Raw genomic sequence first — 25,970 nt, 5'->3', positions numbered from 1 at the left:
CCGGGCGGCACGAGGGCGTAGTAGCGGCTGCCGCTGGGGTCGTGGATGACGGGACGGCTGTTGAAGGTCCAGCCGAGCCAGTCGTTCACGGTAGGCGGGTCACTGATCCCGGCCACACCGCGGACGAGGTCCTCGGAGAGACGGACCGCATCGAATCGCCGCCCTAATGGGATCAGGGCGAGACCGGCTGTTCCACCCCACTCGCCGTGCACCGCGCCGGGGGAGGGGTGCGCGGAGGCCAGCCAGCCCTGAACCGTGGTGGCGGGCGGCGAACTCGCTGGTGGGAAAGTGCCGTTCGGGACTGTACTCCTGGTCATGTCGATGCTCCCTCGCTGGCTGGCTGAGTGGGACTCCTACGGTTTCAACAGGGGCACGCAGCGTCACGAGCGACAGTGACCAACTTTTCTGGACACTGGGCCCGGCCTTGACCAGGAACAACTTGGCCCTACGGACACCGTCTTGGACGATCGCGCTCCCCGAACTGTGGTCAGCTAGGGCTGCTTGAGCCACTGCGGCGCTACGGTAAGTGCACCGACCTTGCGCAGGAGTCCGCCCATGAACGACCGCGTCAAGCCCGGTTCCAAGGCCGACCGGGACGCTCTCCGCCACGAAATGCGAACCGCCGGTTGCACGGTCGCTGAGATTGCCGTCGAGCTGCGGGCTCGCTACCGAATGCGCTCCCGGGAAGCGTGGCGGCATGCCCACGGCTGGACCTTGCAAGAAGCGGGCGACCGCATTACCCAGTCAAGCAGTCAGCGTTCTTCTGAGGCCATCGCCGCTGATGCCTCGCTCGTCGGCAAGTGGGAGAAGTGGCCGGGCCCCTCATCGCGCCGTCCCAGTTTGCCCGTCTTGCTGGCCATGGCCGACGTCTACGCCTGCCGCCCCGAGGACCTGCTGGACCTCGATGACCGCAAGGCGCTGCCGGAAGGTGACCTTCGTCTGCTCACCGGTGAGGCCACCCGAGGACCGTCTCAGCCCGTAGCCCCTGTTGTCCTGACAGCCTCGGCAGAGCCGACCGGCAGGGAACTTGTTCGGCTCGCCGCAGACGAGTCCGCGACCTGGGCGCAATGGGCTGAGGCAACCAACGTCGGCGACATCGCTGTCGAACAGCTCATGGCCGACACATGCGAGTTGGCCCAGGCGTACCTCACCTCCGACGCCCTCGCTCTCTTCGTCCGCACAAGGGTGCTTCGTGACCGGGTCTTCGCGCTCCTCGAAGGTCACCAGTACCCGCGCCAGTCCTCCGACCTGTTCGTGGCTGCCGGGTATCTGTGTGGGCTGCTGGCGTGGATGTCGTCGGATCTCGGCCAGCTTCGAGACGCCGACACACAAGGCCGCACCGCGTGGTTGTGCGCTGAACTGGCCGGGCACAACGAGTTGCGCGCGTGGGTGTTGTCGACGAGGTCCAAGGTCGCGTTCTGGGACGGACGTCTGCGGGACGCCGTTCACCATGCCCGGCGCGGAGCCACGTATCGCCCAACCGGCACGGTCGCAGTCCTTCTCGCCTGTCAGGAAGCCGACGCATGGTCCCAATGCGCCGCGGAGAGCGAATCACTGCGGGCACTCAGGCGGGCCGAGGAGGCCCGCTCGTGCATTGCGAGCGAGGACGACATCGGTGGGATCTTCTCGTGTCATCCTGCCCGTCAGCAGAACTACGCAGCGGCCGTACAGTTGCGCATCGGCCGCCCAAAGGAGGCTTTGCGCGCTGCCGACCATGCCCTCGAGCTGATGCGGGCTGAGCCTGTCCGGGCATACGGCACGGAGGCGCAGATCCACATCAGCCAGGCCGCGGCGCACCTGACGACGGGCGAGGCAGAGGGTGCGGCAGAAGCGCTCGCACCAGTGTTCGCGCTTCCACCGGACCACCGGCTAGAACCAGTCACTCGACGCCTGAGCGAACTGCCCGTCAATGCCGGGCGTCCGCCCGCAACGAGCCGGACCGCGGTTGGGCTCCACGCAGCCATCGAGAACTTCTGCCTTGACTCCGCTCCGCGCCACCTCGCGCTCTCGTCAGAACAAGGCTCCGGCTGATTTGATCGCGAGCTATGACGACTCAACCGGAGACGATGCGGAACCACTGGTGGTGGCGACCCGGCTGGAGCGTGGGCCGCCGTTTCTACACCTGGCATCTCACGTTCGAGGGCCAGGGTGACATGCACCGGCTGGCGGCCGAGTACCGAGCTGTTCTCGCGCCGCTCGGAGACAGTCTCACCCTCATTCCCGATCAGTGGCTTCACCTGACCATGCAGGGAATCGGCTTCGTCGAAGAGATCAAGGAAGCCGACGTCCACGCCATCGCTGAAGCCGCGGGTGCTCAGCTGGCCAACGTGCCCGCCTTCGACTTGAAAGTCGGACCAGCGGTCGTCGATCCGGAGGCGGTACTGCTGCCCGTCCACCCCGACGGACCAGTGAGAGCCGTCAGGGACGCGATCCGCACAGCCATCGGCGACGTCCTCGGAGACATTCCCGAGCGGGCCGAGGGGTTCGCCCCGCACATCTCCGTCGCCTACAGCGCGAGTGACGGTCCGGCGGATCCGATCGGTCGGGCACTGTCGGGGTTCGAAGCTGCCCCCGCGCAGGTCCGCATCTCGACAGCCGAGCTCATCGTGATTCACCGCGATCACGCCATGTACGAGTGGACACCCTTCGCCAGAGTCCCGCTTGGGTAGCCCAGTAACGCACGCGTGACAGCCGACGCGTGCAGCCAGGAGTGCGATGACCTCGAGCACGCGAGGTCGCCTACGGCGGCCTAACCAGTGAGCATGCGTGCAGCGTGCTCGGCGTCATTCCGGCCTCCGCCAGCGGATGCCCCTGGGGTGCTCGACGTCGGCCACCTCAGCACTCTCACGGCATGTGCGGAGATTTCCCGCTGGCGGGAGGAGGCGAGGGATGGGGCTGGTTACGAATCACCTGCTTCACGAGAGGGGAGCGTGATTGGCTCTCTCCTCCCATGAGGGGATGCGCGCGTGGCTGATCAGACCTCTTCGTCCATCCTGATGGCGTTTCGCAGATCCTTCGTGGCCTCGCCCGTCTCGCCTTCCCGTTCCTCCAGGAGCGCGGCGGCGATGGCGTCCAGCTTTCGCTGGATCGCGTGCTCGGCTCGCTGCTCGGAGTTTTTGAGAAGGGCCAGGAGCAGCAGGGTCACCGCGGTCATCAGGTCCCCGGCCAGGATCAGCCATGTCTCCCCGAGATGAGCCGCATGGGCGGCGATGAAGAAGGCCACCAAGGTCAGGCAGATGACGTAGAAGGGCGGGGAGCTGGTGAAGTGCGCCGCTGCCTGGGACAGACGCTTGAATCGTCCGCCCGTTCGCGCGGCAGGATGCTGAACGGTCATGACCACCGCCTCCGACGGAGCAGAACAGGGCAGAACAGAGCACGACCCGTGTTCCCACCATCAGCCCGCCCATGGGGCGGGCGCCCTCTGGGTCCGGGGCCGCCGGACCCCGTAGGAAGCGAGGCGCCAGTTCGTGGTCGTGTCTGCACTGCGTGTTGCGGCGGCGGGAGGCCTCTCTCGTGCGCGTCGTCACCGACCCCGTCTCCATGCCGCGAGGGCTTGCACCCCTCAGCTGGTGGATGCAAGCCCCTGCGGTAGCTGTGGCGGCGGTCGCCGGCCGACGCTCTACGGTGCGACCTCGAACTGCGGCGGCTGGAGTCCCGCGAGGCAGCTGGTGTCCGGTGCGTTCGGGCGGGCGAAGAACGACGTGGTGATCGTCTGCGCGCACGGCGAGTCGGCGAAGACCACGTGCGCGACGTAGGGGACCGTGACGGCGGTGGAACGGCTCAGCGTGCGGGCGACGTACGCGCCGTTGCTCGGTGCCGTCTGGGCGTCGAACCCGCCGGACAGGGCGAGGGTCGGGATGTCGCTGCGGGTCACATCCCGGACCCACGGGGGCGCCGGGGGAACGTCCCAGGCACGGCAGTCGTCGTGCAGCCAGGCGAGTTGCGGGGCGTTGGGCAGCATCGACCGGGGGAACGACGGGAACGCGCGGCGCCCGCCCTCGATGATGTCGGCCCGGCTCTCGTACGGGGTCCACTGGCTGCAGAAGATGCCGTAGACCAGCCCGTGGGCGATCCGTCCGATGGCCTGCGGGCTGTACTTGCCGCCCGCGAGCTGCTCGGCGATCCGCTGCGGGTTGCCGTGGGCGAGTTCGTCGATGGAACGCGGCACTCCTTCGGCCACGTGGGTGGCCGAGGTCAGCCAGGTGACCAGGTTGCTGCCGTCCAGCACGACCTTCACCGGTTCCGGGTGGACCGGGACCGTGACGGTGGCGGTGATCGGATTCGCCTCCAGCTCACTGACGAGGCGGAGGAACGTGGCCTTCAGGTTCGGATAGCGCGAGTTGCAGGAGGACTGCTCCGTGCAGGCCTTGAACAGGCCGTCGAATCCCTCTCGTGCCGCCTTCCAGGTCACGGCCCCGCCGGCGATCGAGGGCGGCAGGACACCGTCGATGCCGACCGAGCGGATGCCCTTGGGGTGCAGCCGCATGTAGTTGAGCGCCAGGTGGGTGCCGTAGGAGATGCCGAAGACGTTCCACTTGCGCACACCCAGCGCCCTGCGCAGGGCGTCGTAGTCGGCTGAGCTCTCGATGTCGTCGTAGGTGCCGCGATCGGCGCCCTTGGCGTCCACGCGGTCACGGCAGTCCCTCGTTGCCTGGACATGCAGGCGCCTGGTGGAGGGGGTGTTGGAGACCAGACCCAGGGCGTGGGCGTTGAACCGGTCGATGTTCGGGCAGGTGAGCTCCGGGTCGGCGGAGTAGGTGCCGCGCTGGGACATGAAGATCACGTCGCGGTCGCGGTTGAGGTTGCCGGCGAGCGCCATCGGGATCTCGGAGACCGCGTCGTCGCCGGGTCCGCCGGCGAGCCACACGATCGGGTCGGGCGAGGGGCGGCTGCTCTTGGCGGGCATGATCGCGACGGCGAGGGTGATCGTGCGTCCGCCGTGGGCCTTGGGCTCCTTGGGTCCGTGGCCTTGGCCGTGGCCCTGACCGTGGCCCCCGCCCTGACCCTTGGAGCGGTTCTCCGGCACGGTCAGGGTGCCGCAGCGGGCGCGCGCGAGATCGGGGATCGGGTCCGCGGTCCGGGGGCAGGGGCCCGGTTCGAAGTGGGCGCCGTGCACCGTACGGGCGACCGTGCCGATCGGGCCGTCGGTGCGCGGCCCGGCGTGTGCGGGCATCGCGACGAGCCCGGCGACGAGGGCGCCGGCCGTGGCGGTGGCCAGCGTTGCCGGTACCCGTCTCGCGGGACGCCGGCTGGGTGGCGTTGCTGGGGACATCGTGTGTACTCCGGTCAGGGGATGATGGTGAACGGCTGGGGTTCGACTCCGGGCACGCAGCCGGTGTCGGGCGCGCTCGGCCGCGCCAGGAAGGAGCGCAGGACGGACGCGGCGCAGGGCTCCTGGGGCACCACCCAGTGGGTGATTCCGGGGATCACCACGGCGGTCGAGCGGGGCAGGGTGCGGCCGGCGAAGGGCCCCCAGCTCGCCCCGGTCTTGGCGTCGAAGGTGCCAGTGATGATGAGCACGGGCTTCCTGCTGTGGGTGGCCACGCGCTGGACCGCGGTGCGGTCCGGGACGTTCCAGACCCGGCACAGGTCGTGCTCGAAGGGCAACTGGGGTGCGTGGGCCAGCACCGAGTCCGGCCAGCCGGGGAAGGCCCGGCGGCCGGCCTCCAGTACGTCGCGCTTGGAGAAGCCTGGAGCCCACTCGGCGCAGGCAACGGAGTGCGTCAGCCCGTGGGCGAACTCACCGATGGCGGGCGTCGCGCCGGCGGCCTGAGCCCGCGCGAGGCGTTCCGGATCACCGTGGGCGAGTTCGTAGAGCGCCGCCGGGACGTCCTTGGGTGGTACCAGTTGGCCGTTGGTGACGAGCAGGTTCACCAGCGTGCCCCCGTCGAGGACGACCTTCACCGGGGTTCCGCCGCCGGGCGGCGGTACGGTCAGCCGCAGAGGGTTCGCCTCCAGCCGTCGGACCTGTTCCGTGAGCGTGCGGGCGAGGTCCGGGTAGCGGGATTCGCAGGCGGGCTGTGCCTCACACGCCGCGAAGATCGCGTTGATGCCCTCCTGGGCGCTGTCCCAGGCCCACGGCAGGCTCACGGTCTGCGGAGGTACGACCGAGTCGATCGCCAGCGAGCGGATGCCCCGGGGGTGCTTGCGCAGGTAGGTCAGGCCCAGGTCGGTGCCGTACGAGTAGCCGTAGACGTTCCACTTCTTGATGCCCAACGCCTTGCGGAGGGCGTCGAAGTCCGCCGCGTTCTCGGTGGTGTTGTAGGCCGAGAGGTCGTTGCCCTCGGCCGTCAGACGGTCACGGCATGCCTTCGCCGCGCGCACCAGGCCACGTCCGGTGGAGGGCGCGTCGTAGGGCAGTCCCACGGCGGCGGCGTTGAACCGGTCCATCTCCGGGCAGGCGAGGTTCGGCTGTGAGTACAGGGCGCCGCGCTGGGCCATGACGATCAGGTCGCGGTCCTGGTTCACCTGGGAGTCGATCAGGAAGGGGATGGCTCCGAACGCGTCGCCGCCGGGACCTCCCTCCATGAACACCACGGGGTCCCCGGCCGGCCTCTTCGACGCGGCCGGGATGATCGCGACGGCCAGCCGGATGGTCCGTCCCGTGCGGTGCTCGCGGTTCTCGGGGACCTCCAGGAAGCCGCACTGCCCGGGGACCGGCTCGGGAGTCTGCGGGCAGGGGCCCGGCACGAACCGACCCGGATGCCCCGGCGGCGTCCCGCCGACAGTCGAGTGGGCGCTGCTCGGGGCAGTACCGACCGCACCGAGGACACCCAGACAGGCCGCGAGGAACGCGGCCTTCGTGCGCGCTCTCCGGCCGAGTCGTCGATGGAGGTGCGGAGCCCGGCTCCGTACGGGCGTCCCGGTTCCGGAGATGGAGGGCAGAGGGCCGGGGCCGATGTCGTGTTCCGCCATGTGATCTCGTCTCTGTGACATCCCTGGCCGCTGCGGTCGGGGGACGGTTGGCATGGCTGCGCCCCGCCGATTGGCCAGGCAGGGCGCGTACGCCAGCCTGCGTTCGGGCCAGGGCCGCCACCACTCGTGGCCTCCACTTGGAGCAGCCCCACCTCGGACCCGGGCGATGTCCCCGGTCACCCAGTCGGCGGGTGGCGGAGCCCTCGCGCTTACTGCGGGTATGGCCATGCGGGCGGTGCACGCCGTGTCACCGTGGTCGTCACTGGCGTCACCAAGACCCTGCGCCAAGCCGCGCAGCCGACGCCGCGGCTCGGCTGCACTGAGCCGGACACAGCGAGGAGAGGCACGTACTTGAGCACAGGCCGGTCACGTACGAGGGCTCAGGCCCGGTCCCGTACGGCGGGCACACGCCCGGTCACGTACGGACCCCGGTTGCTTCACGCCTCGTCGCCGCACCGGTACTGGGGCCGGCCCACGCTCACACCCCCCAGGTCCACCCGCACCCCGGCGATCTCCTGGTGGGCCGGTCGGGACTCGAGCAGCGCGAGCAGAGCCCGGCGCAGCCCGCCCCCGTCTTCCTCGGTGTACTCCCGGTTCAGTTGCGACGCTCTGGGGTCCTGGGAGAGGACGTGGCCTACGTCCCATGGGGCGCCCGTGTGCCGGCTGTATGCGACCGCTACGGGGCCCTCCACCGAGAGGAGGAACGTCACCGTGACGGGGAAGTCCAGCTCGCTGCCGCGCGCCAGCAGGTTCCAACGGACGTGAATGGGCCTGTCGGGGCGGACGTCGACCAAGGTCATGGCGGCGCATCGGGCGGGATCGGCCGGTCCGGTCCCGTACCTTCCGTCGATGGTGTGCACGAGGACTTGATGGCGTCCTGCCACCAGGGGACGGCGCCGCGCGCGCCGGTTCCATGGTCGCCATGGCCGCAGCCGCCGGTACTCCACGATCGGGTAGCGGGATGTCATGCGGTCCTCCTCGGCCGGACGTTCAGTACTGCAGGGCCACCGCCACGTCCCGTCCGATGCGCTCGACGGCGGTGAGGTCCAACCCGTAGTGCACGTAGCGGCCGCGGCGTTCCACCCGCACCAGGCCCAGGTCGCGCAGTGCGCGCAGATGCCGCGAGACCTGCGGGCGGGTCATCGACAGCCGGTCCGCCAGGTCGGCGGTGGTCATCGCCTGGCGCGCGATCAGACGGCACAGCCGTACCCGGCGCGGGTCGGTGAGCGCCAGCATGCGGCTGCGGGCCAGCGTGACGCCGACGTCCGGGGATTCCACGGGGAAGTGGACGACGGGCGCCAGTCCCGGCTCGTCCTTCACCAACAGGTGCGGAGCGCCGTACCACGTAGGGATTAGCAGCAGAGGTGAACGGGCCGGGCTGATCACCGCGTGGTGCACCTTGTCGAGGACGACCCGGGCGGGGCTGTCCAAGCGGACGCTGGACGGGCTGAGCGAGAGCAGCGCGGCGGTGGGCCCTTCGTCCACGAGCCTGCGGCGCATCCGGTGCGCGGCTCGGGACAGGGCGGGCTCGGTCCGCGCCCATAGTTCGTCGAAGTAGACGCGGCGGCTCAGGTCGAGGAAGGCGACGAGATCGGCGCGCAGGGCCTCTGGGTCGTGGAGCAGGTCCTCGGCGAGGGCCAAGTGCCCGTCCGGCAGTCCGGACGCGGCCTGGCGCAGCGCACGCGCCTGGTCCCCGTCGTGCAACACCCGGTCGAAGTGGAAGGCGCGGTAGCCGCTGGCGCAGGTGTACGCGGTGAGTTCCGCGAACCGGTCCACGGGCAGTTGGGCCGGCGGCGACTCCAGCCCGGGGTAGAAGCCCCGCCAGCGCAGCGGTGTCCACAGCGGGGCGAACCGCCGCAGTCCGGCACGGAAGGCGGCCGGCGCGGCAGCGGTCGTCCTCTCGGCCCAGGCGGCGTGTTCGGCGTGGTGGTCCTGTCCGGTGAGCACGTGCAGGCTCGCGGCGAGTTCCGCGAGGGGGGACACGGCCACCGTGAACCGGTCGGGAACGGCGCCTTCCAGGACGAACACGACCGACATGAGCGGGAGTGTACGGGGCTCTCACACGTGCGCTCCCTCGAACTCGGACCTCGCGGCCGCCATCACCTCCGGCTCGGTGAGCAAGGCGGCGACCACGTCGGCGAGTCCGGTCGCCGCGATCTGTGTGCGGTCGTGGGCGAGGGGCGTCGCCGCGGCGTCCCGCATGGCCTCGGAGTGCGCGGGCGTGCCGACCTCAGCGACCTGAACGTACGGGTGGATGACCGGCATCAGCTGCGAGAGGTTGCCGATGTCGGAGGACCCGGCGGGACTGTCGGGGTCGTACGGTGCGATGTCCGCGCCGAGTGCGCGCACCGCGACGGCGAACCGTTCGGCGAGAGCGCTGTTGTTGCGCCGCTCCGCGTACAGCGGGCCGGTCTCGCGGACCTCCGCCTGAGTCTGCGTGGCGAGAGCGGCCCCCGCGGCCGCGGCCCGCACCCGCTCCACCAGCGCCTCGGCCGACGCGGCCGTACGGTCGCGGACGTACAGGTCGACCGCGGCCCGCGCGGGGATCACGTTGGGCGCCTGACCGCCGTCGACGACGATGCCGTGCACCCGTGCGCTCGGCGGCACGAACTGCCGCAGGGAGTCCAGGGCGTTGAGGAACAGTTGGGCGGCGGCCAGCGCGCTGCGCCCCTGCCACGGTGAGACCGAGGCGTGCGCGGCGACCCCGGTGAACACCACACGCAGATGGGCCGCCGCGAGCCCTGGCCGGCCGGTCAGCCAGCGGTCCCCGGGGTGGAACATCACCGCCGCGTCCACTTCGTCGAAGACGCCCGCCTCGGCCAGCCGTACCTTGCCCGCGCCGCCCATCTCCTCACCGGGTGTGCCGATCACGGTGACCGTGCCGGGGTGCGCGGGCAGCGCCCGCACGACGGCGACGGCCGCGGCCACCCCGCCGGCCGCGATCAGATTGTGGCCACAGCCGTGCCCGACACCGGGCAGGGCGTCGTACTCCGCGAGCACGGCGATGTACGGTCCCGGGCGCCCGCCCTGGTGCACGGCCACGAAGGCGGTGTCCAGACCGCCGGCGGGCGCGGTCACCGCAAAACCCGCTTCGGCGAGCCACCGCGTCAGCACCTGCTGGGCGTGGAACTCGGCGAACTTCAACTCGGGGCGGGCGTGGATGGCCAGGCTGACGGCCTCCATCCGGGGCCGCAGCGCGGCCAGTTCGGCGGCCAGCGCCTGCAAGGACGGCATCGGGACTCCTCTCGTACGACGGCACGATGACGTGCTGTCACGTACGACGAGGGTGCGGCGGGGTACGGGGGAGTGGCGGCCGATTACCGCGCCCGAGGCAACCCACAGTTACACATCTGGCGAAGGCGACGGCAGGCCTTGGGTAGCATGGCTTGTTCGTACTTGCCGTAGAAAAACATGTCATGACGTCACATGCCGAGGCAGGCTGTACATGAGGGAACCGCAGATCGACTACGCGGCTGTCTTTCGGGCCTTGCCCGGCATGGTGGCGCTCCTGACGCCCGAGTTGGTGTACGTCGACGTCAATGAGGACTTCGAACGACTCGCCGGTCGCACCCGCGAGCAGTTGATGGGCCGCTACATTTTCGACGTCTTCCCCGAGAACCCCAATGATCCGGCCGCGGCCGGGATGCGCGAGACACGGGAATCCATGCTGCGTGCGGTGGCCACCGGCGAACGCGACACCATGGCGGTGGTCCGCTACGACATTGAGGATACTGAGCGGCCCGGCCATTGGCAGGAGCACTTCTGGAGCCCGGTCAACGCGCCCGTTGTCGGCCCTGACGGGGAGGTCGTGCTGCTCGTGCACCGGGTGGAGGAGGTGACCGAACTCCTGCGGGCCCGGGGCGGACCGGGTGGCGACAGCCGGTCACGCGTACTGGAGGCCGAGCTCTACACCCGGGCTCGGGAACTGCAGGAAGTCAACGAACGCCTGCGCAGCGCGCACGCGCGCGAGCGGGAGGTCGCCCTGGCTCTTCAGGAGGCGCTGCTTCCTGCCCCCAGACCGCTGGGGCATCATCAGGCGGCCGTGCGCTACCGGCCGGCCGTCGGCGCTCTGAACGTGTGCGGCGACTGGTACGACCTGGTCGACCTGCCTGATGACCGCCTCGCGGTGGCCGTCGGCGACGTGGTGGGCCACGGGCTGGCGGCCGCATGCGTCATGGGGCAGCTGCGCAGCGCGCTGAGCGCGGCCACCCGGGTCGCCGACGGCCCGGCTCAGGCCCTGGAAGCCCTCGGTCTGTATGCCCGTTTTGTCGACGGCGCCGAGACGAGCACGGTCGCGACGGCCTTCATCGACTGGGACGACAACACCATCACCTACAGCAGCGCCGGCCACCCGCCGCCCGCTCTTGCCCAACCGGACGGCGCAGTGGGTTTCCTGGACGGGGCCACGGACCCGCCCCTCGGCGCCCGTGTCGAACACGCCCTGCGTCCTCAGGCCACGATGCCGTTCGTCCAGGGCGCCACGCTGGTTCTCTACACCGATGGTCTGATCGAACGCCGCGGTGAGGACATCGACGTGGGCCTGGCCCGCTTGGCCGACTCCCTCACCCGACACCGGCACGCCGACCCCGAGGCCTTGGCCGAAGCACTCCTGGCCGACCTTCTGCCCGTCGGCGGCAACACCGATGACACGGCCCTTGTCGTCATCCGCCTGTGACGCGCCTGGGCGAGTGACGCCCCCGCCCTGTGCTCGTCACATGCCGTCGAGCAGGGCGCGGAAGGCGGCGTCCCAGTCGGCATCGTCGAGTTCCGTGCCCGGCGGCACCAACTCGTAGGTCCGCATCAGCCAGTCCTGGAGCTCAGGCAGGCAGGCCTGGAAGAGGGCCGAGGCGCCCCGACCTCGCAGGCGCATCCGCGTGACGGCACGACCTCTGTGCAGCGTCGGCCAGATCCGGACGTCGCCGGTGCCACTGGGTCGGAGCAGTCCGTCGCGCAGGAGGTCACGGCTGATCTGCCAGCTCACGGCCACATCGCCCCGCGGCCGGAACACGAAGGTCACGAACAGGGGGTCGGCGGGGTCGTAGGAGAGGTCGGCCCGCAGCGGGGTCGTGGATTTGCCCATCACCCGATACACGTTCAAGGACAACGGATTCAGCCCGCTGGTCGCCCGGTTCTTCTCGCCTGACTCGAACTTGTTGCCGCTCATGTTGCCCCTCCGGCCGGTACGGTGCTTCGGTCAGTTCTCGGCTTCGACGCCCCGCACCGTGCGGAACATCCGTCACTCGACTGGGAACCCGCGTCCGGAGAGATGTACAGCGACACCCTGTCACCGTGGTCCGTACCCGTGCGCCCCGCATCAACATCCGAGTACCCCCGTCCGGCCGCTTCTCGCCTTCCGGCGACAACGCGGGCAGCACGGAGCGCAGGAATGACGGCGTACCGCCTGAAAGCGCTCATTCAAGAGAGCCGGAGACGGCGATCACTGGTGCATCGCTGATACGCGGGCAGGTGTCTTGCCGGCCCCCCGAGCGGCGGCCGGCGTCAAGCGTCAATCCCCTGAGTCGCGTCCGTGCCCAACCTTGGTGCCACCCCGACGGACGTGGGTCAAGCAGTGGTCGCCGGATGGGCGGCGGTGACGGCGGCGGTGAGGCGTTGGGCGAGGTGGTGCAGTGTGGTGGTGGTTACCCAGCTCATGCTGATGGGCAGATAGACGCCGTAGGTTTTCTCGATGTCGTCCACCAGTTGGGTGAACACCACCGAGTTGAAGCCGTCGATTTCGTTGACGGGCACGTCGGGCAGGATAGCCACTGTCCCGATGCCGGTGTGATGGGTGATGCGCGCGGCGAGCCAGGACTGGATCTCGCGCTCTGTGGGCGGGAGTTGGGTCGCCGCGTGGTCGGATGTCTCCGTGTCGTGCTCCGAGCCGACGGTCCTGTTCACCAGGCTCAGGAGTCGACCGGGTGTGTGGGCGTCGTTGAGTTCCTCCTCGTCGAAGGTCACGCCGTATTCACGCTGGAGCAGGCCGACGACCTGGAGCAGTGCCATGGAGTCGTAGCCGAGTACGGCGAAAGGCACGTCGGCGGTGTCGGCGTCGTCCAGGTCGACGCCGTCGGCCACGCCTGAGCATTCCGCGAAGGTGGACATCAACCGACCGATCGCGAGCGGTTGTCGATCCTGCCGATCGGCCTTCGCCGCCAGCGTGGTGAGGTGCTGGCGCACCACCTCCACGTCCCGCCGGTAGACCACGTTGTCGGGCTCGCCGTCGGCCAGCTCCTCGGAGAGTGTGAGACTTCGGCGGTACAGCTCGCGAGCGCGCTGTGAGTCGGCGCGTTCTGCCGCCAATTCGGCGAGCCGTGCGTACCCGAGGGCGAGATCGCGCCGGAACGTGGCGTTGGCCGGTTCGTGGCGCGCCAGCTCCTCGCGAATCCGCAGGGATTGACCGAAGCGCCGCTCCGCAAGGTCGAGATCGCCCTGTTCGCGGTGGAGTTCACCGAGTCGTCCGTGACCGACGGCGAGATCGCGCCGGAGTACGGCGTCGTCGGGGGAGCCGGCGAGCAGGGTCTCGGTGATGGACAGGGCGTGGCCGTGGTGGGCCAGCGCCTCGGCGATACGACCCCGGCCGCGCAGGAGATCGCCCAGGCGGTTGTACGCCACGCCGGTGTCCCGTTGGAGTTCCTGGACGTCCTCCTCGGGCTGCGCTCCGGGCTCCGCCATCGTCCGCAGAATGCCGAGGGAACGGCGGTAGCGGCGCTCGCTTTCGTCCCAGTCCCGGGCCAGGCGAGCGAGTTCGCCGAGTCGGTCGTGCGCGACGGCCGCCGCGCGCAGGAAGGTCCGATCGGTCGGGTCGGCGGCGAGGAGTTCCTCGACGTGCCGCAGGGCCTGGCGATGCCGTTCGGCGGCCTGCCGGAAATCGCCTCGGGCGCGGGCCGCGTCACCCAACCTGCCGTACACGGCGGCCAGTTCGGGGCGCAGCCGGCGCGTCGGGTACGTATCGGCACATGCCTCGTGCAATTCACGGGCCCGCTCGTACAGCGCCTCGCCCACGCGCCCGCCGCCGGTCGACCGTGCCAGGTCACCGAGGCGGAGGCAGGCGTGCGCGATGTCGCCGCCCTCGACACCGGCGGCCGTTTCGGCGAGCACCGGTCCGTCCAGGCAGCGCAGCAGACTCCCGGCGAGTTCGGGGCGCGCCGGGTGCCGGGCGGTGCCCTTCGCGGCGGTCGTGGCCCGCTCGACCAGGTCGGTCAGTCGTGCGGTCAGGGCGCGCGCGATGGCCGGGATCACCGTGGGCGTTGATGCGGCGAGTCGCGCCAACACGTCCAGGGCGTGGGCAACTTGAGTGTCATGCGGGAGTCCGAGCACCGCTTCGAGTAGCGGCGTACGCGCCCCTGACACGGTCCCGGCGCGCTGCTCCTGCGCCAACTCGCTCGCCAGCAATGCCTCGCCGAGTCGGTCGGGGCGCAGTGGGTTGAGCAGGGCGTCGCCGGTGTAGGCGTCGGCGAGCCAGTCCACGACCGTCTGCCGGTCGTCGATCCCGAGGTCCGGGAGGGCGGCGGCGAGCAGGGCGTGGGCCTGTGTTCCGTCGTCCGCCGCGGCGAGCGTGGCTGCCGCGACGGCCCGGCGCCGTGCGGCGTCTCCGAGTCCGGGGACGGCCGGCGCGGTGGTGTCCCAGTAGCGGCGCTCGTGGCTCAACACCCGATCCACGCCGGGTACTCGCTCGTCACCCGATCCACCCCCGAGGACGGTGTCGTACGCCTCGAAGAGCACATCCAAGGGGCGCCCGTACGCATCCCCCGTCAGGTCGGGGCGGGCGCTGTCACGTGTCGGCAGAGTGACGCCCCAGGCTTCGGCGAAAGCGTGGACGGCGCGGTCGTGGAGTGTCGCGCGTTCCTCGGGGTCGAGTGGGCGCACGGCGGCGGTGATGTCCTCGGCGTGGTCGAGGACGGCGCGCAGCGCGGCCGGGGCGTCCTCGTCGAGGCGCGTCAGGGGTGCCCGCGCCGATGTACCCTGCCCTCGAGTGAGCAGCAGGACCCGTACCGGGGCCGCGGGCGACGCGTGGGCGCTCAGGATCTCCAACAGGCCGCACAGAGACGCTGTGTCGACGGCCTCCGCGTAATCGACGATCGCCAGTCGGGGCAGGGCGAGGGCCGCGAGGGCGCCGGTGTCCCGTTCGCGGGTCCACAGTCCGCCGGCCCAGCCGCGTGCGAGGGTGCGCCGTGCCACCTCCAGGGCGAAGCGGGTTTTTCCGGCCCCGCCAGGCGCCGCCACCTGGGCCAGTGCGATGGCCTGCGGTTGTTCGCACCAGCGCTCGATGTCGGCGAGTGCGTCGTCGCGGAAGGCGTACGGCACGATGCCGTAGTCGGCGCGCAGGAGATCGGCGGGGCTGGTCCTGGGGCCACGATTGAAGGTGCCCCAGGGGCGACTCAGGGCGGCGTGCCCCGGGTGATCGCGCATGGGCAGGACGCGGTTCCACGAGGCGCGGTCGGCGAGGAACGTCTCTTCGCTGCGGGTGAGTAACTCTCGTCCCCAGGACTCCAGTTCGTTCTCGAGGTGCTTGCCGGGCAGGAGGGCGGAGATCGGGGTCGCCCAACCGCCGAGATCGCCGTCGATGTCACGCGATGCGGTGATCACGGCGACCACGGCGCGGCTGCGCGGGCACACGAGCGGCGCTCCGGACAAGCCCGGGCTCGCCTGCCCGCCCTTCAACCGGAGGCTGCCGTCCCCCTCGACGCCTTCGCAGCGGAAGGTCGCGGGTGAGCCGTAGGGCTCGATCCCGTACTCGCGACGTGCGAACCCCCAGGTCCGGCAGTCCTGCTCGGGGTCCGGGTCGGTCGGGGCGAGGCGGACACACGGGTGCTCGGGCAGCGGGACCGTGGTGATGCGCAGCACCGCCAGATCGGGGAAGGGCCACAGCGCGCCCTCGGTGCGGGGCCGGGACCGGGCAACGACGCGTGCACTCAGCTTCAGCTCGTGCTCCTTGTCGGACCTCCCCTCGTGCGTCGTCTCGTACGCGGCGGCTGCCGCCACCAACTCCACGACCTGCTCGTCCCCGACGACATGGGCCGCGGTGAGCACCAGGCCGGGCGCGGCGAAGAAGCCGGTGCCGAGGGTCCTCCCGGCCTCGCCGACCACTTTCACGACGTGGCGCCGCAGTTCGCGATCCCCGTCGGTGTGCGCGGACCCGCCCATGGTCACGGCGCTGCGGCGCCGTCGGTGTCGTACTTCCAGGTAAGGGTGATTTCCAACGACGCCGAGCCGCCGCCTTCGACCAAGAGCCCGGAAAGCCTTCCGGTCTTGGTCGACAGGTTGACGCCGAAGCTCACGGTGGCCTCGGCGGGCTTGGCGCTCTCCCAGGCGGCGGACAGATGCCCACCCACGGCCTCGATCATGTCGCGTACGCCGTCGAAGGACAGCGCGTCCCCCAACCCGACCGGCTGTGGACCACCGCCGTCTGACACCTCCGCGTAGAACTCGGTGCCCCCCGCCCGCACCAGAATCGGCTGCCCCATGTTGTCCCCCCGTATCCACCGCTCTGCCGTCAATGCCCCCTGCCTGGACGGTGATTGTGTCCTGCCCACCGGAACACGGGCAACACTATGGCCGGTCTCGTGTGCGTACCTCGGTCGTTCTCACGACAGGAGGCACGTGTCCCGCGTACCGTCGACGCGTCGGTGCCGACCGCGCGGTCCTTGACCTGTTCCGCCGCGGAGTCGCCGCGAGCCGCGAACGCGACAGCCTGACCGGTCTTGTGGAAGTGCTCAAGCGGTAGTTCACCGAGCCCCGAGTCCGCGCCCTCGCACCCGCTCCGAGCCATCGAGCGGGACACCGGCGTGACCTGTGAACCTCGTGCTGAAGGATCGGTCAGCCGCGCTGGAAGCCGTCGACGGCCAAGTAGATGTTGAAGGCGAAGAGTGAGAGGCCGATGAGGCAGCACGCCAGGCAGAAGAGGGTGCGGGACACCTTGCGGATCCAGGAGTACGCGGCGAACGCCTCGCCGGGCCTGTCCGGATGGTAGGCGACCCGTCTGGTCGGTGCGTTGCCCGCGACAGAGGCGGTCCGGGCCGTGCCGTGCAGGTCGGTGTAGGCGTAGTTCCGGGGGCCGCGGTACACCGCCTCGACGGTGATGCCGTACCGGGGCAGGTACCACTCGTAGTACGGCATCCTCATCGCGTAGAGACCGAGCACGGCGATGCCCAGGGTCACGGGGTTGACGATCAGGAAGAGGAGCGCGAGATACCCCGACCCCACGATCGCCATGGCCACGGCCACCCCGACGGTACCCAGGCCGAGGACCCACCCACCAGCCTTGACCGCGCGCCAGTACGCCGCGTCCTCGGGCTCTGCCGGTGTGCCTTCGGTGACGAGGGCCGCGCCGTCGGCCTCCTGCTCCTCGGGCAGGCGCGCGGTGACCGCGTCGGCGAACACCGTGGCCGCCGCCGCGCTCACGCCCCGTACCCGGAACAGAGTGGGGGTTGTACCGGCCGGGGCGGTGAGCTCCACGGCGAGGGCACGGCCCTCCGCGCGGACCTGGCGAACGGCCTGGAGCGGGATCCGCTTCTCCTTGCGCCACCGGAGCAGGACGAGGGCGTCTTCCTCTGCCTGGAGAGTGGTTCCGCCGGAGCCGCGGAGGACGGGTATGGGCGAGGTGGTGGTGGACATGGGCGTTGATCGTAAAGGGCGGAGGTCCAGGGGACCAGGGGCGTTCCATCTCCCGTACGGCTCATCGAGCTGCTGCAGCGCCTCGTCAGTGGTTCCCGCGTAGGCGAATGTCTCGGAGTCGAGATCCTGGCCGCCGCGCACCGGCTCCCAGAAGTACACGCGTCGTCAAGGAGCTCGCCGCCGACCGATCTGCGCCGCCTGCTACAACGGATTGTTCTCCGAGCGGCGCGTCCCGGATCTCGTCGCCTTGATCAGCCACCGGCGATGTCAGGCAGCAGGCCTGGGGTCGATCCACAAGGACTCGGAGACGGCGCAGAGTTCGCCCTCGGCCGTGGCCAGCGCCACGCCCATCATGTGCTTGCGGCCGGACTCCGACAGCAGCCAGGCGTACGAGATGTGCGGCTCGCCCGCGACGACGGGGCGCAGCACCGTTCCGGTGAGGGCCGCGGTGACGGCGCCCGGGCGTTGGGTGCCGAGGAAGTGGCCCGCCCAGTGGCCGGGGCAGTCCAGGGCGCCCCAGACCAGGGGGGTCGGGAGCAGGCCGTCCGGATCGGCGAAGGTGGGGGACGGGGTCCAGGCGGAGGCCACCAGGTCGCGGTCCGGGATTGGGGCGCAGTACACCCGCAGTCCTCGGTCGGCGGTGCGCAGGCCGCAGCCGAAGCAGTCGACCACGCCCGACGGCGGTGCCGCCCGGAACTGCTCGGACGCGGCCATCGCCTCGTCCCAGGAGGGTGCGGCCGGGGTGTCGAGCAGCAACTCCGCGGGATGCGCCGCAGCAAGAGGTTGCTCGACGTCGCCCAGCTCCACGCGCCCGTCTGTCGCTTCGGCGAGCCGCACGGGCGTCTCGACGGGCACCGGCCCGCGGAAGTTCACCCGTACCGTCTTCGCCCCTGACCGCTGGGCCAGCACACCGGCGATGTAACCGCCGAAGGCAACCCCGGGGTAGCCGGAGTACAGCTCTGGCACCACGATCGCGTCACTCGTCGTCATGATCCCCACTTCACCACACCCGGAAGGGCGAGGCTGGCCGGTGGTGGCCAGGCGTGCACGTGCCGGTCGGCTTGCGCCCCTGGGAGGGTATGTGGGCGGCTCAGTAGCCGTCTCATGGCCGCAGCCGGGTGGTCAGCCCCTGGAAGTAACTGCGGTGCAGGGCGGTCAGGTCCACCTGCTCGGGATCGAGCAGCCAGAGCAGGTGGGCGCCTTCCAGGAACGCGGCCACCTCGGCGGCCAACAGCGGCGGGTCGAGATCGGACCGCGCGGAACCGTCGGCCGCGGCCCGCGTGAACAGTGCCGCGAGGTGGGTGCGCAGCGCTCGCCCACGGTCCTGGAACCACGTGTGGAGAACGGAACCGGGCTGGAGATTCTCCGCGGTGAGGGTGGTGTGCAGGGCCGCCAACTCCCTTTCGGTGGCGGCGGTGTGCTCGGCGTCGCGGATGAACCAGTCGAACGCCTCGGTGAGGCCGGGTTCGGCGTTCTGGGGGACGGACAGCCGTTCCAGGGCGCGTCGGTCGGCTTCCTCCAGGACGGCCCGGACGAGGCCGTCCTTGCTGCCGAAGTGGTGGATGAGGGCGGACGGGGTGGCGCCCGCGCGCTCGGCGATCGCGGCCACGCCGGTGCCGCGCACGCCTTGCTGCGCGAACAGTTCGATCGCGGCGTCCACCATCGCGCGCCGGCGCTCGACGCCCCGCTTCTGCACCTGTCCCTTGACTCCGGCCATGGAGATCAGGGTGCCCGGCACGGGGGCACGGCGTCCAACCCGCGTCCGTCGCGGAAAGGGCGTGCGGAGTCGGCCCGGGACCATTATCTTGAACGACCATGCAGGAAAATGAACTGGACCACACGAACCACCAGACCCTCACGGGCCGCGAGCGGCTCGTCCGCGCCGGCGAACTGGAGCTGTGGACGGAGGAGTTCGGCTCGCCGGACCACCCGACGGTGCTGCTGGTCATGGGCGCGCAGGCGCAGGGCGTGCAGTGGAACGACGGGTTGGTGACGCGCCTGGTCGACGGAGGCCGTCGGGTCATCCGGTACGACCACCGTGACGTCGGCCGCTCCTCCACCGTCGACTTCGCCGCCCACCCCTACACCGTGGCCGACATGGCCGACGACGCGCTGGCCGTCCTCGACGCGTTCGGAGTCGCTCGGGCCCACGTGGTCGGCGCCTCTCTCGGCGGGCTCATCGCGCAACGGCTGGCCGTCACCCACCCCCACCGGGTGCTGACCCTGACCAGCCTGTCCTCCCAGCCCCTCGGCACGGACACCGCGGCGGCGGTGCAACGCGCCCTGGCGGGGGAACCCGCGCTCCTGGGCGAACTGCCCCCTCCCAGCACCGACTTGCTGGTGGCGCTCGCTTCGTCCTTCCCCGATCCCGCGGCGGGCGTGGAGGGTTACCTCGCCGCTCGGCTGCCGCTGTGGAGAGTGCTCCACGGGTCGGTACTGCCGTTCGACGAGGCCGAGTACCGGGCGATGGAGCGGCGGGTGTACGAGCGGGCCCGTGATCTCGGCGCCGGGCTCAACCACGCCCTCGCGGGCGCCGCCGGTACGGGCGCCACGGCCGACCTGTCCCGCATCACCGCACCGACCCTGGTCCTGCACGGCACCGAGGACCCCATGTTCCCGCCCGCGCATGCCGAGGCCACCGCCGCCGCAGTGCCCGGCGCCCGACTGGTCATGGTCGAGGGCATGGGCCACACCCTGCCCGCCGCACTGGACGCGCGCCTGGCCGACGAGATCCTGCGCCACACCGGCGCCGGGGCCAACAGCACGGAGTCCGCACTTCGCTGATGAAGCCTGGCCCGACCGCCACGGCACTCCTGCACTCGGCGCGTGATCCGTCGCACGCGGCGAGGGCGAGTGCCGGGCCCGGCCGGTGAACCGGGTCGATCAGCCGGGGTCGGCCAAGTCCTGCCCGAGGCTCGCAGAAGGCGTTCGACCAGGCCCCAGGGGATCAAGAGCCCCGCCCAGTTGGTGTCCTACGCGATCGACGGCAATGCCGACCCGACCGGTTACTCACCCCGGGGCAGCTGTACGGAAGAGATCTCGCAGGACGGCTCGATCTGGTGTCCGTGCAGGTCGCAGAAGTGATCGGTACGGCCGTCATACCGCACATAATCATGCGCGTGAGGGCGGTACAGCGCGGCGGCGCGACGGTCCGCGCTAATCGCCGCCGACAGGGTGAGCGTTCTCGCTGCTCTTGCCTGCTCGGCCTCGGTGCGGCGGTCGGCGCCCGCACTGGGACGCCGGCCAGAGAGTCGGCCCGGGCTGGTTCCTGCCGGTCAGGGGTGTCCACCCGGCCCGTCCGGGGATGCCGCGGATGCCGTTTTGTGCTCGTGGATCAGGCGCCGCGCTTCCTCGCGGTCGCGTCGGTCAAGGGCGTCGACCAGGGCGCGGTGGAGTTGGTGCCGGTCGGTGACGTACTCGGCCGGCGGCTGCTCGGCGGTCGCCAGCACCGACAGGGTGTGGGACTCGATCAGGTCGAGCAGGTTGGTATAGAGCGAGCTGAGGAGCACGTTCGGGCTGATCGCGGCGATGGCGGCGTGCAGTCGCCAGTCGGCGTGGACCAAGGCGACCGGGTCGGCGGCCGCCATGGCGTGTTCCATGGAGGTGACGTGTGGGCGCAGCCCGGCGATGTCGGCCGGTGAAGCGTGCCAGAGGGCGTCTTCGATCAGCAGCGGGTCCAGGGCGTCGCGGATGCGGACGGCGTCGGCGACGTGGCTCGCCCGGGCGTCCAGGGCGAGGACGGAGTTGCCGAGGCGGACCATGGGGGACTGCTCGGCGCTGAAGATGCCGCCTCCGGGCCCGGGCTTGACCGTGACCAGGCCGCGGGCCTGCAGCAGGCGCAACGCCTCGTTGAAGGTGCCGACGGACACCTCGCACAGGGTGCGCAGTGCCTCCTTGGTGCCGAGCCGGGACCCGGGCGGAACGCTCTCGACCAGTTCGGTGACGCGCTGCGCCGCCCGCTCGGCGCGGCCGGCTCCGGCCGTCGTGGCGGCGCCCGCGCCACTGGCGTGCACGCGTACATCGGAAGTGGAGGTCACGTCAGCTCCAATACATTCATATTCATCATATTCAATTCACTCTGCTGATGGCCGGGCAGGGAACCGCTGTCGCCTGGGACTCGCGCGCCTGTCCAGCGGGCCGAGCGGCCTCGTCGAAAACGCATGTGGCGGCGCTTTCTCCACCGACCCGCAGAGCGGCTACGAGCGGGGGGAGGATTCCGTGCCGGGGCGGCGGCCGGCCAGTAGGGCTTCAGTGCGATTGCGCTTGAAGGCTGCGTGCTGCGTCCATCCCTACCGGGAAACCCGAAAAGTACATGGTTGGGCGCATTCTCCCTCGCGGGGACATGATGGGATCGTCCGGCCCGTGAGAGGCGGTGTGGCGCCATGAGCGAACGCGCTGAGCCCAGCGGTGGTCCGCTGGCGGAGGCGGCCGCCGCGCTGATCGACCGTAGGGGCATCGTGACCGGCTGGTCCCCGGCCGCGGAGGAACTGCTGGAGCGAGGAGCCGCGCAGGTGGTGGGCCGCTCCGTCGTACGGCTGATGGCCGATCCCCCTCCAGCCGACAGCGGCACGCTGCCGGTCGGCGGCCAGGTCGATCTGCTCGACCGATCCGGGCACAGGGTCCCGGTCTGCTATCGGGCGGCCCGCATGGACGGCACGGGGCAGACTCTGGTGCTGGCGCTGGCTGCCGAACGCGCGGCGGAGAGCGACCGGGCCGAGGCCCTGACGAGGGCCCTGCTCGCGCAGGACCACATCGGTCTCGTCTTCCGGGACGCGGATCTCCAGGTCGTGCAGACCAATGTCGGGAACCGCGGCTTCGCCGGGCCGCCGCTGCCCGCCGGCAGCAGACTCTCCGAGGTGATGAGCCCGCCCGACGCCGCTGCCACGGAGGCCGACCTGCGCCAGGTGCTGAAGACGGGCGAGTCCTTCGCCGCACACGAGCACCGGGTCAGAGCGCTCCAACCGCCCCACGGAGACTGGGCGTTGTCGATGTCCGCCGTACGCACGGAGGACACACAGGGACGCCCCACGGGTGTCGCTGTCCTGCTCACCGACGCCACCGAGCACTGGCATGCGCGGCGCCGGGCCGAACTGCGGCATCGGGCGGCCGCGAGCATCGGGGGCAGCCTGGACATCGGCCGAACGGCTCAGGAGATCGTCGACGCCCTCGTGCCGGACTTCGCCGATCTGGCCTGGGTTGATCTGGCCGACGCCGTGCTGAGGGGTGACGAACCGCCGAAGACGTTCGGGGGAGGGGACCTGCACCTGCGCCGAGCTGCGCTCCGCAGCGGACAGGGCCCCTGGCCGCCCGCTCTGGTCCAGATGGACGAGGTCATCCCGCCTCTCCCGGACCTGCCTTTGGTGCGCGCGCTGCAGGAAGGCTGCACGGTCGTGGTGGACCGGGACACCCTAGTGCGGGAGGCGGGCGATTCGCCGCACATCCACCAGGCTGTCCCCGACGGCGGCCACTCGCTGGCCGTGGCCCCGCTCTTCGCACGCGGACTGGTCCTCGGCGTTGTGGCCGTCTGGCGCACGGCTCAGCCGGAGCCGTTCGACGAGGGGGACGCGGCCGTGCTCGCCCAGGTGGCCGCGCACTCCGCTCTCGGGGTGGACAATGCCCGCCGCTACGCCCGCGAGCACCGGGCCGCTGTGGCGCTCCAGCGGCGTCTGCTGCCGCAGGCGTCGACTTCCACGCCGGTGATGGAGACCGCCGGGCTGTACGAGCCGGCGGCGGGCGGGGCCGAGATCGGCGGGGACTGGTTCGACGCGATCGAACTTCCGTCGCTGCGGACCGCTCTCGTGGTCGGCGACGTCGTCGGACACGGTCTGCACGCCGCCGCCACCATGGGGCGCCTGCGTACGGCCGTCCAGACGCTGGCAGACCTGGAACTCTCGCCCGACGAACTGCTCACGCACCTCGACGGCCTGGTGGCCCGGCTGGCCGACGAGGCGGATCCGGCGCAGCGGGACATGGTGGGCGCCACCTGTCTGGTGGCGGTGCACGACCCGGTCACCGCGCGCTGCACGCTGGCCGCGGCCGGCCATCCGCAGCCGCTGCTGGCCGTGCAGGACGGCGGTGTGGAACAGGTCGCGGTGCCGCCCGGTCCGCCCCTGGGTGTGGGCGGGCTGCCGTTCGAGACGACCACGGTGGACATGCCCGCGGGCAGCGTTCTCGCGCTGTACACCGACGGCCTGTTGCAGCGATACGGGGCGGATGTCGATCGGCTCGCCGGTGATCTGGCGGAGCGGCTGGGGCGGTTCCGCCGCTCCGAGGGCGATCTTCCGTCGTTGGCACAGTCCCTCATGACGGCGTCCGACGGGCATGCGTTTCGGGACGACGCGGCCCTCCTGCTCGCGTCTCCCTCGGCGCTGGCGGAGGATGCCGTCGCCTCCTGGGAGTTTCCCGCTGATCCCGCGGCGGTCGCCTCGGCGCGGGAGGCGGCGACGAGCAAGCTCACCGACTGGGGTCTGGACGCCAACTCCTTCGTGACGGAGCTGGTGGTGAGCGAACTCGTCACCAACGCCGTCCGGTACGCGGGCGGGCCCGTAGGGCTGCGACTGATCCGCGACGACGTTCTGTTCTGCGAGGTCACCGACCCCAGCAACACCCAGCCGCGCATGCGCCGCGCCCACAGCACCGACGAGGGCGGCCGAGGGCTGTTCCTGGTGGCTCAGCTCAGCCGCAGGTGGGGAAGCAGGTATGGACCGAGCGGAAAGACCATCTGGGTTGAGCAGGAGTTGTCGGCCTGAGTCGCGTCGGCTGCCGTGGTAACGGCGCGGCCACGAGGTGGCAAGTGACCTGCGCGGAGAAGACCAGCCCGAACGAAGCGCGGCCTTCTCCGCCGAGACACTGAGGCGGCTGCACAGCTGAGCCTGTTCAGCCAGGATGAGCCGGAGCGCCGCCCCCCGCACAGAACAAGCCGTCAGGGCCGCGCCCGCGGAGGCAGCGAGAGGTACAGGCGGGTGCCCTGGGGCCGGTAGCCGATCCGCTGGTACACGCGGCGGGAGCCGTCGCCGGAGTACTCCAGCCACACCGATCCGGCGCCTTGGGCGAACATCGCCTCGGTCAGCGCGGCGGTCACGGCGGTGGCGATGCCGTGACCCCGGTGGGCCGGCCGGGTGCCGACGCCGGCCAGCTCGGCCGTGCCCTCGGCGGGTGGGGAGCAGGTGGCTCCGCCGGCGCAGTCGCCCTGCGGTCCGCGGACGAAGCGCACTGCCCCGCCCTCGTGCTGGATGCGCCGCAGCCGGGCCGCTCCGTCGGCGGAGGAGGCGAAGACGTCGCCGAACGCCTCGGCCAGTGCGGCGTCCAGGGCGGCGTACTCCTCGTCGGTGGCCGGGATCTCGACGCGCGGGGCATCGCCGGGATCAGGGACCGTCAGCCGGTCCGGGGTGCACACGAGGTACTCGTGTGCTGCCTCGGTCTGGAATCCCGAGGCCCGTAGGGCCGGCTCCACGGCGGGAGCGGCCTGCGGCGCGAACTCCAGACGGGGCAGCAGCCCGCGCTCGCGGAACACATCGATCAGTGCCCGGACGTGCCGCTCGGTCGGCTCGGCTCCGGGCAGCGGGGTGGCGTAGTTGAGGTAGGGGCTGTCGGTGTCCGGGTGGAAGCCCGCGACGAAACCGCCGGTCTCGACGACGACGGGGCGGCGGCGGAGGTTGGCGACGGCAAAGCTCTGGACCTGCATGTCCATGGTGGTGGTGACCTCACGAAGTCAGGACGAGCCCAGGACGAACTCAGGGAGTTCCGGGCAGGAAGAAGGGGCGGTGCGTCAGGCACCGCATCGTGGGGCCGCGATACGAGATCGTGCGTGGCAGACTGTCGGCCGCCGCCAGGGGACGGGCCGTTCAGTGCCCACGGCGGCCGCTGCGGGACGCCGAGATCATGGGCTGTCGTTCCTCACCGTGAGAGCGCCTGCAGGGTCACAGACCTGGCCACTGTGGCAGGCACCGCGCTACGGGGGCAAGGTGTTTTCACGGAGCGGGCAGGACGTCTGGGGGCACCGGCGAGCCCTCCGCCAGTGGACGTTGTCCGGGCGCCGCCGTGTCGGCCTGCTGTAGCTGGCTCAGCAACTGGTTTTGGCCGGCGAGGAGTTCGGTGAGGATGCGGCGGGCGGCGCGCAGGAGTTCGGCGACGTCGCCGCCGGCGAGCGCGTAGCTCACGGTAGAGCCTTCCCGGATCGACACGACGATGCCGGAACGCCGCAGAACGGCGAGCTGCTGGGAGAGGCTGGAGGGCTCGATGTCGATGTCGGCGAGCAGGTCCCGAACCGGGACGGGTCCGTGCTGGAGCAGTTCCAGGACGCGGATGCGTACGGGGTGCCCGAGCATGCGGAAGAAGTCCGCCTTGGCCTGGTAGAGGGGGACGTGCATGGGTGCTCGCTCCCTGCCGGATGGGTCTGAGTGAAGGGGGCGCTGGTCGGCGGCGTCCACGAGGGACGCTGA

20 protein-coding genes and 2 pseudogenes are annotated in these 25,970 nt (G+C 70.9%); 5 read left to right on the top strand and 17 right to left on the bottom strand.

Going from position 1 to position 25,970, the window contains the following annotated elements; genetic code table 11:
* Window positions 1–317, bottom strand: a pseudogene (locus ACWDRW_RS29870) (hypothetical protein); the annotation flags it as partial.
* Window positions 318–555: 238 nt separating this feature from the next.
* Between ACWDRW_RS29870 and ACWDRW_RS29865 the strand changes: the two are divergent.
* On the top strand, window positions 556–2,031 hold the full coding sequence (locus ACWDRW_RS29865) for an XRE family transcriptional regulator (RefSeq protein ID WP_451728164.1): 1,476 nt from the start codon (window positions 556–558) through the stop codon (window positions 2,029–2,031).
* A 35-nt stretch (window positions 2,032–2,066) separates the two neighbouring features.
* Window positions 2,067–2,669, top strand: coding sequence for a 2'-5' RNA ligase family protein (locus ACWDRW_RS29860; RefSeq protein WP_451728162.1), 603 nt, complete (start codon window positions 2,067–2,069; stop codon window positions 2,667–2,669).
* Between the two features lie 305 nt (window positions 2,670–2,974).
* Here the strand turns inward: ACWDRW_RS29860 and ACWDRW_RS29855 are convergent, their stop codons facing one another.
* From ACWDRW_RS29855 to ACWDRW_RS29830, 6 genes are all read right to left on the bottom strand, one after another.
* The gene (locus tag ACWDRW_RS29855; protein ID WP_451728159.1) at window positions 2,975–3,334 is read right to left on the bottom strand and encodes a low affinity iron permease family protein; all 360 of its coding nucleotides are present in this window, start codon (window positions 3,332–3,334) and stop codon (window positions 2,975–2,977) included.
* Between the two features lie 285 nt (window positions 3,335–3,619).
* Complete coding sequence (locus tag ACWDRW_RS29850; RefSeq protein WP_451728156.1) at window positions 3,620–5,272, bottom strand: alpha/beta fold hydrolase; 1,653 nt, start codon at window positions 5,270–5,272, stop codon at window positions 3,620–3,622.
* Window positions 5,273–5,286: 14 nt separating this feature from the next.
* On the bottom strand, window positions 5,287–6,690 hold the full coding sequence (locus tag ACWDRW_RS29845; protein ID WP_451728153.1) for an alpha/beta fold hydrolase: 1,404 nt from the start codon (window positions 6,688–6,690) through the stop codon (window positions 5,287–5,289).
* A 662-nt stretch (window positions 6,691–7,352) separates the two neighbouring features.
* Window positions 7,353–7,883 carry a hypothetical protein gene (locus ACWDRW_RS29840; RefSeq protein ID WP_451728151.1) on the bottom strand — a complete coding sequence of 177 codons (531 nt, stop codon included), beginning with the start codon at window positions 7,881–7,883 and terminating at the stop codon, window positions 7,353–7,355.
* 22 nt (window positions 7,884–7,905) lie between these two features.
* Window positions 7,906–8,952: a DUF5937 family protein gene (locus ACWDRW_RS29835; protein WP_451728148.1), complete on the bottom strand. Its 1,047-nt coding sequence runs from the start codon at window positions 8,950–8,952 to the stop codon at window positions 7,906–7,908.
* A 21-nt stretch (window positions 8,953–8,973) separates the two neighbouring features.
* Complete coding sequence (locus ACWDRW_RS29830) at window positions 8,974–10,149, bottom strand: M20 family metallopeptidase (protein WP_451728145.1); 1,176 nt, start codon at window positions 10,147–10,149, stop codon at window positions 8,974–8,976.
* Between the two features lie 211 nt (window positions 10,150–10,360).
* Here ACWDRW_RS29830 and ACWDRW_RS29825 point away from each other — a divergent pair, with 211 nt between their 5' ends.
* Entirely contained in the window at window positions 10,361–11,590 is a 1,230-nt protein-coding gene (locus ACWDRW_RS29825) for a PP2C family protein-serine/threonine phosphatase (RefSeq protein WP_451728142.1), read from the top strand.
* A gap of 36 nt (window positions 11,591–11,626) precedes the next feature.
* Here the strand turns inward: ACWDRW_RS29825 and ACWDRW_RS29820 are convergent, their stop codons facing one another.
* The 7 genes and pseudogenes from ACWDRW_RS29820 to ACWDRW_RS29790 form a co-directional block, all read right to left on the bottom strand.
* The gene (locus tag ACWDRW_RS29820; RefSeq protein ID WP_451728140.1) at window positions 11,627–12,079 is read right to left on the bottom strand and encodes an SsgA family sporulation/cell division regulator; all 453 of its coding nucleotides are present in this window, start codon (window positions 12,077–12,079) and stop codon (window positions 11,627–11,629) included.
* 398 nt (window positions 12,080–12,477) lie between these two features.
* Entirely contained in the window at window positions 12,478–16,059 is a 3,582-nt protein-coding gene (locus tag ACWDRW_RS29815) for a tetratricopeptide repeat protein (protein ID WP_451728137.1), read from the bottom strand.
* 2 nt (window positions 16,060–16,061) lie between these two features.
* On the bottom strand, window positions 16,062–16,379 hold the full coding sequence (locus tag ACWDRW_RS29810; RefSeq protein ID WP_451728134.1) for a CU044_2847 family protein: 318 nt from the start codon (window positions 16,377–16,379) through the stop codon (window positions 16,062–16,064).
* Window positions 16,380–16,731: 352 nt separating this feature from the next.
* Entirely contained in the window at window positions 16,732–17,529 is a 798-nt protein-coding gene (locus ACWDRW_RS29805) for a hypothetical protein (protein WP_451728167.1), read from the bottom strand.
* Between the two features lie 39 nt (window positions 17,530–17,568).
* Window positions 17,569–17,664: pseudogene (locus ACWDRW_RS29800) on the bottom strand (DinB family protein); the annotation flags it as partial.
* 132 nt (window positions 17,665–17,796) lie between these two features.
* Window positions 17,797–18,519: a hotdog fold domain-containing protein gene (locus ACWDRW_RS29795; RefSeq protein ID WP_451728131.1), complete on the bottom strand. Its 723-nt coding sequence runs from the start codon at window positions 18,517–18,519 to the stop codon at window positions 17,797–17,799.
* 112 nt (window positions 18,520–18,631) lie between these two features.
* On the bottom strand, window positions 18,632–19,246 hold the full coding sequence (locus tag ACWDRW_RS29790) for a TetR/AcrR family transcriptional regulator (RefSeq protein ID WP_451728128.1): 615 nt from the start codon (window positions 19,244–19,246) through the stop codon (window positions 18,632–18,634).
* A 98-nt stretch (window positions 19,247–19,344) separates the two neighbouring features.
* On the opposite strand from ACWDRW_RS29790, the gene ACWDRW_RS29785 reads away from it, so the two are divergent.
* A complete protein-coding gene (locus ACWDRW_RS29785; protein WP_451728125.1) occupies window positions 19,345–20,313 on the top strand; it encodes an alpha/beta fold hydrolase in 969 nt (322 codons plus the stop codon).
* A gap of 491 nt (window positions 20,314–20,804) precedes the next feature.
* Here the strand turns inward: ACWDRW_RS29785 and ACWDRW_RS29780 are convergent, their stop codons facing one another.
* On the bottom strand, window positions 20,805–21,566 hold the full coding sequence (locus ACWDRW_RS29780) for a FadR/GntR family transcriptional regulator (RefSeq protein ID WP_451728123.1): 762 nt from the start codon (window positions 21,564–21,566) through the stop codon (window positions 20,805–20,807).
* A 345-nt stretch (window positions 21,567–21,911) separates the two neighbouring features.
* Between ACWDRW_RS29780 and ACWDRW_RS29775 the strand changes: the two genes are divergently transcribed.
* Window positions 21,912–24,278: a SpoIIE family protein phosphatase gene (locus ACWDRW_RS29775; protein WP_451728120.1), complete on the top strand. Its 2,367-nt coding sequence runs from the start codon at window positions 21,912–21,914 to the stop codon at window positions 24,276–24,278.
* Between the two features lie 173 nt (window positions 24,279–24,451).
* Here the strand turns inward: ACWDRW_RS29775 and ACWDRW_RS29770 are convergent, their stop codons facing one another.
* On the bottom strand, window positions 24,452–25,219 hold the full coding sequence (locus tag ACWDRW_RS29770; RefSeq protein WP_451728117.1) for a GNAT family N-acetyltransferase: 768 nt from the start codon (window positions 25,217–25,219) through the stop codon (window positions 24,452–24,454).
* 280 nt (window positions 25,220–25,499) lie between these two features.
* Window positions 25,500–25,898, bottom strand: coding sequence for an ArsR/SmtB family transcription factor (locus tag ACWDRW_RS29765; protein WP_451728115.1), 399 nt, complete (start codon window positions 25,896–25,898; stop codon window positions 25,500–25,502).
* Window positions 25,899–25,970: the final 72 nt, after the last annotated feature.

The sequence above is a fragment of the Streptomyces sp. NPDC003635 genome, from assembly GCF_053587635.1.
Note: the sequence above shows the minus strand (reverse complement) of the source record. Positions and strands in the feature narration are given on the sequence as shown.

Bases quoted from the DNA above. Each gene is read 5' to 3' on its own strand.
- ACWDRW_RS29830 (WP_451728145.1), bottom strand. From the start codon at position 10,149: ATGCCGTCCTTGCAGGCGCTGGCCGCCGAACTGGCCGCGCTGCGGCCC.
- ACWDRW_RS29820 (WP_451728140.1), bottom strand. From the start codon at position 12,079: ATGAGCGGCAACAAGTTCGAGTCAGGCGAGAAGAACCGGGCGACCAGC.
- ACWDRW_RS29795 (WP_451728131.1), bottom strand. From the start codon at position 18,519: ATGACGACGAGTGACGCGATCGTGGTGCCAGAGCTGTACTCCGGCTAC.
- ACWDRW_RS29785 (WP_451728125.1), top strand. From the start codon at position 19,345: ATGCAGGAAAATGAACTGGACCACACGAACCACCAGACCCTCACGGGC.
- ACWDRW_RS29840 (WP_451728151.1), bottom strand. From the start codon at position 7,883: ATGACATCCCGCTACCCGATCGTGGAGTACCGGCGGCTGCGGCCATGG.
- ACWDRW_RS29825 (WP_451728142.1), top strand. From the start codon at position 10,361: ATGAGGGAACCGCAGATCGACTACGCGGCTGTCTTTCGGGCCTTGCCC.
- ACWDRW_RS29835 (WP_451728148.1), bottom strand. From the start codon at position 8,952: ATGTCGGTCGTGTTCGTCCTGGAAGGCGCCGTTCCCGACCGGTTCACG.
- ACWDRW_RS29855 (WP_451728159.1), bottom strand. From the start codon at position 3,334: ATGACCGTTCAGCATCCTGCCGCGCGAACGGGCGGACGATTCAAGCGT.
- ACWDRW_RS29770 (WP_451728117.1), bottom strand. From the start codon at position 25,219: ATGGACATGCAGGTCCAGAGCTTTGCCGTCGCCAACCTCCGCCGCCGC.
- ACWDRW_RS29815 (WP_451728137.1), bottom strand. From the start codon at position 16,059: ATGGGCGGGTCCGCGCACACCGACGGGGATCGCGAACTGCGGCGCCAC.
- ACWDRW_RS29765 (WP_451728115.1), bottom strand. From the start codon at position 25,898: ATGCACGTCCCCCTCTACCAGGCCAAGGCGGACTTCTTCCGCATGCTC.
- ACWDRW_RS29850 (WP_451728156.1), bottom strand. From the start codon at position 5,272: ATGTCCCCAGCAACGCCACCCAGCCGGCGTCCCGCGAGACGGGTACCG.
- ACWDRW_RS29860 (WP_451728162.1), top strand. From the start codon at position 2,067: ATGCGGAACCACTGGTGGTGGCGACCCGGCTGGAGCGTGGGCCGCCGT.
- ACWDRW_RS29810 (WP_451728134.1), bottom strand. From the start codon at position 16,379: ATGGGGCAGCCGATTCTGGTGCGGGCGGGGGGCACCGAGTTCTACGCG.
- ACWDRW_RS29805 (WP_451728167.1), bottom strand. From the start codon at position 17,529: ATGTCCACCACCACCTCGCCCATACCCGTCCTCCGCGGCTCCGGCGGA.
- ACWDRW_RS29865 (WP_451728164.1), top strand. From the start codon at position 556: ATGAACGACCGCGTCAAGCCCGGTTCCAAGGCCGACCGGGACGCTCTC.
- ACWDRW_RS29790 (WP_451728128.1), bottom strand. From the start codon at position 19,246: ATGGCCGGAGTCAAGGGACAGGTGCAGAAGCGGGGCGTCGAGCGCCGG.
- ACWDRW_RS29775 (WP_451728120.1), top strand. From the start codon at position 21,912: ATGAGCGAACGCGCTGAGCCCAGCGGTGGTCCGCTGGCGGAGGCGGCC.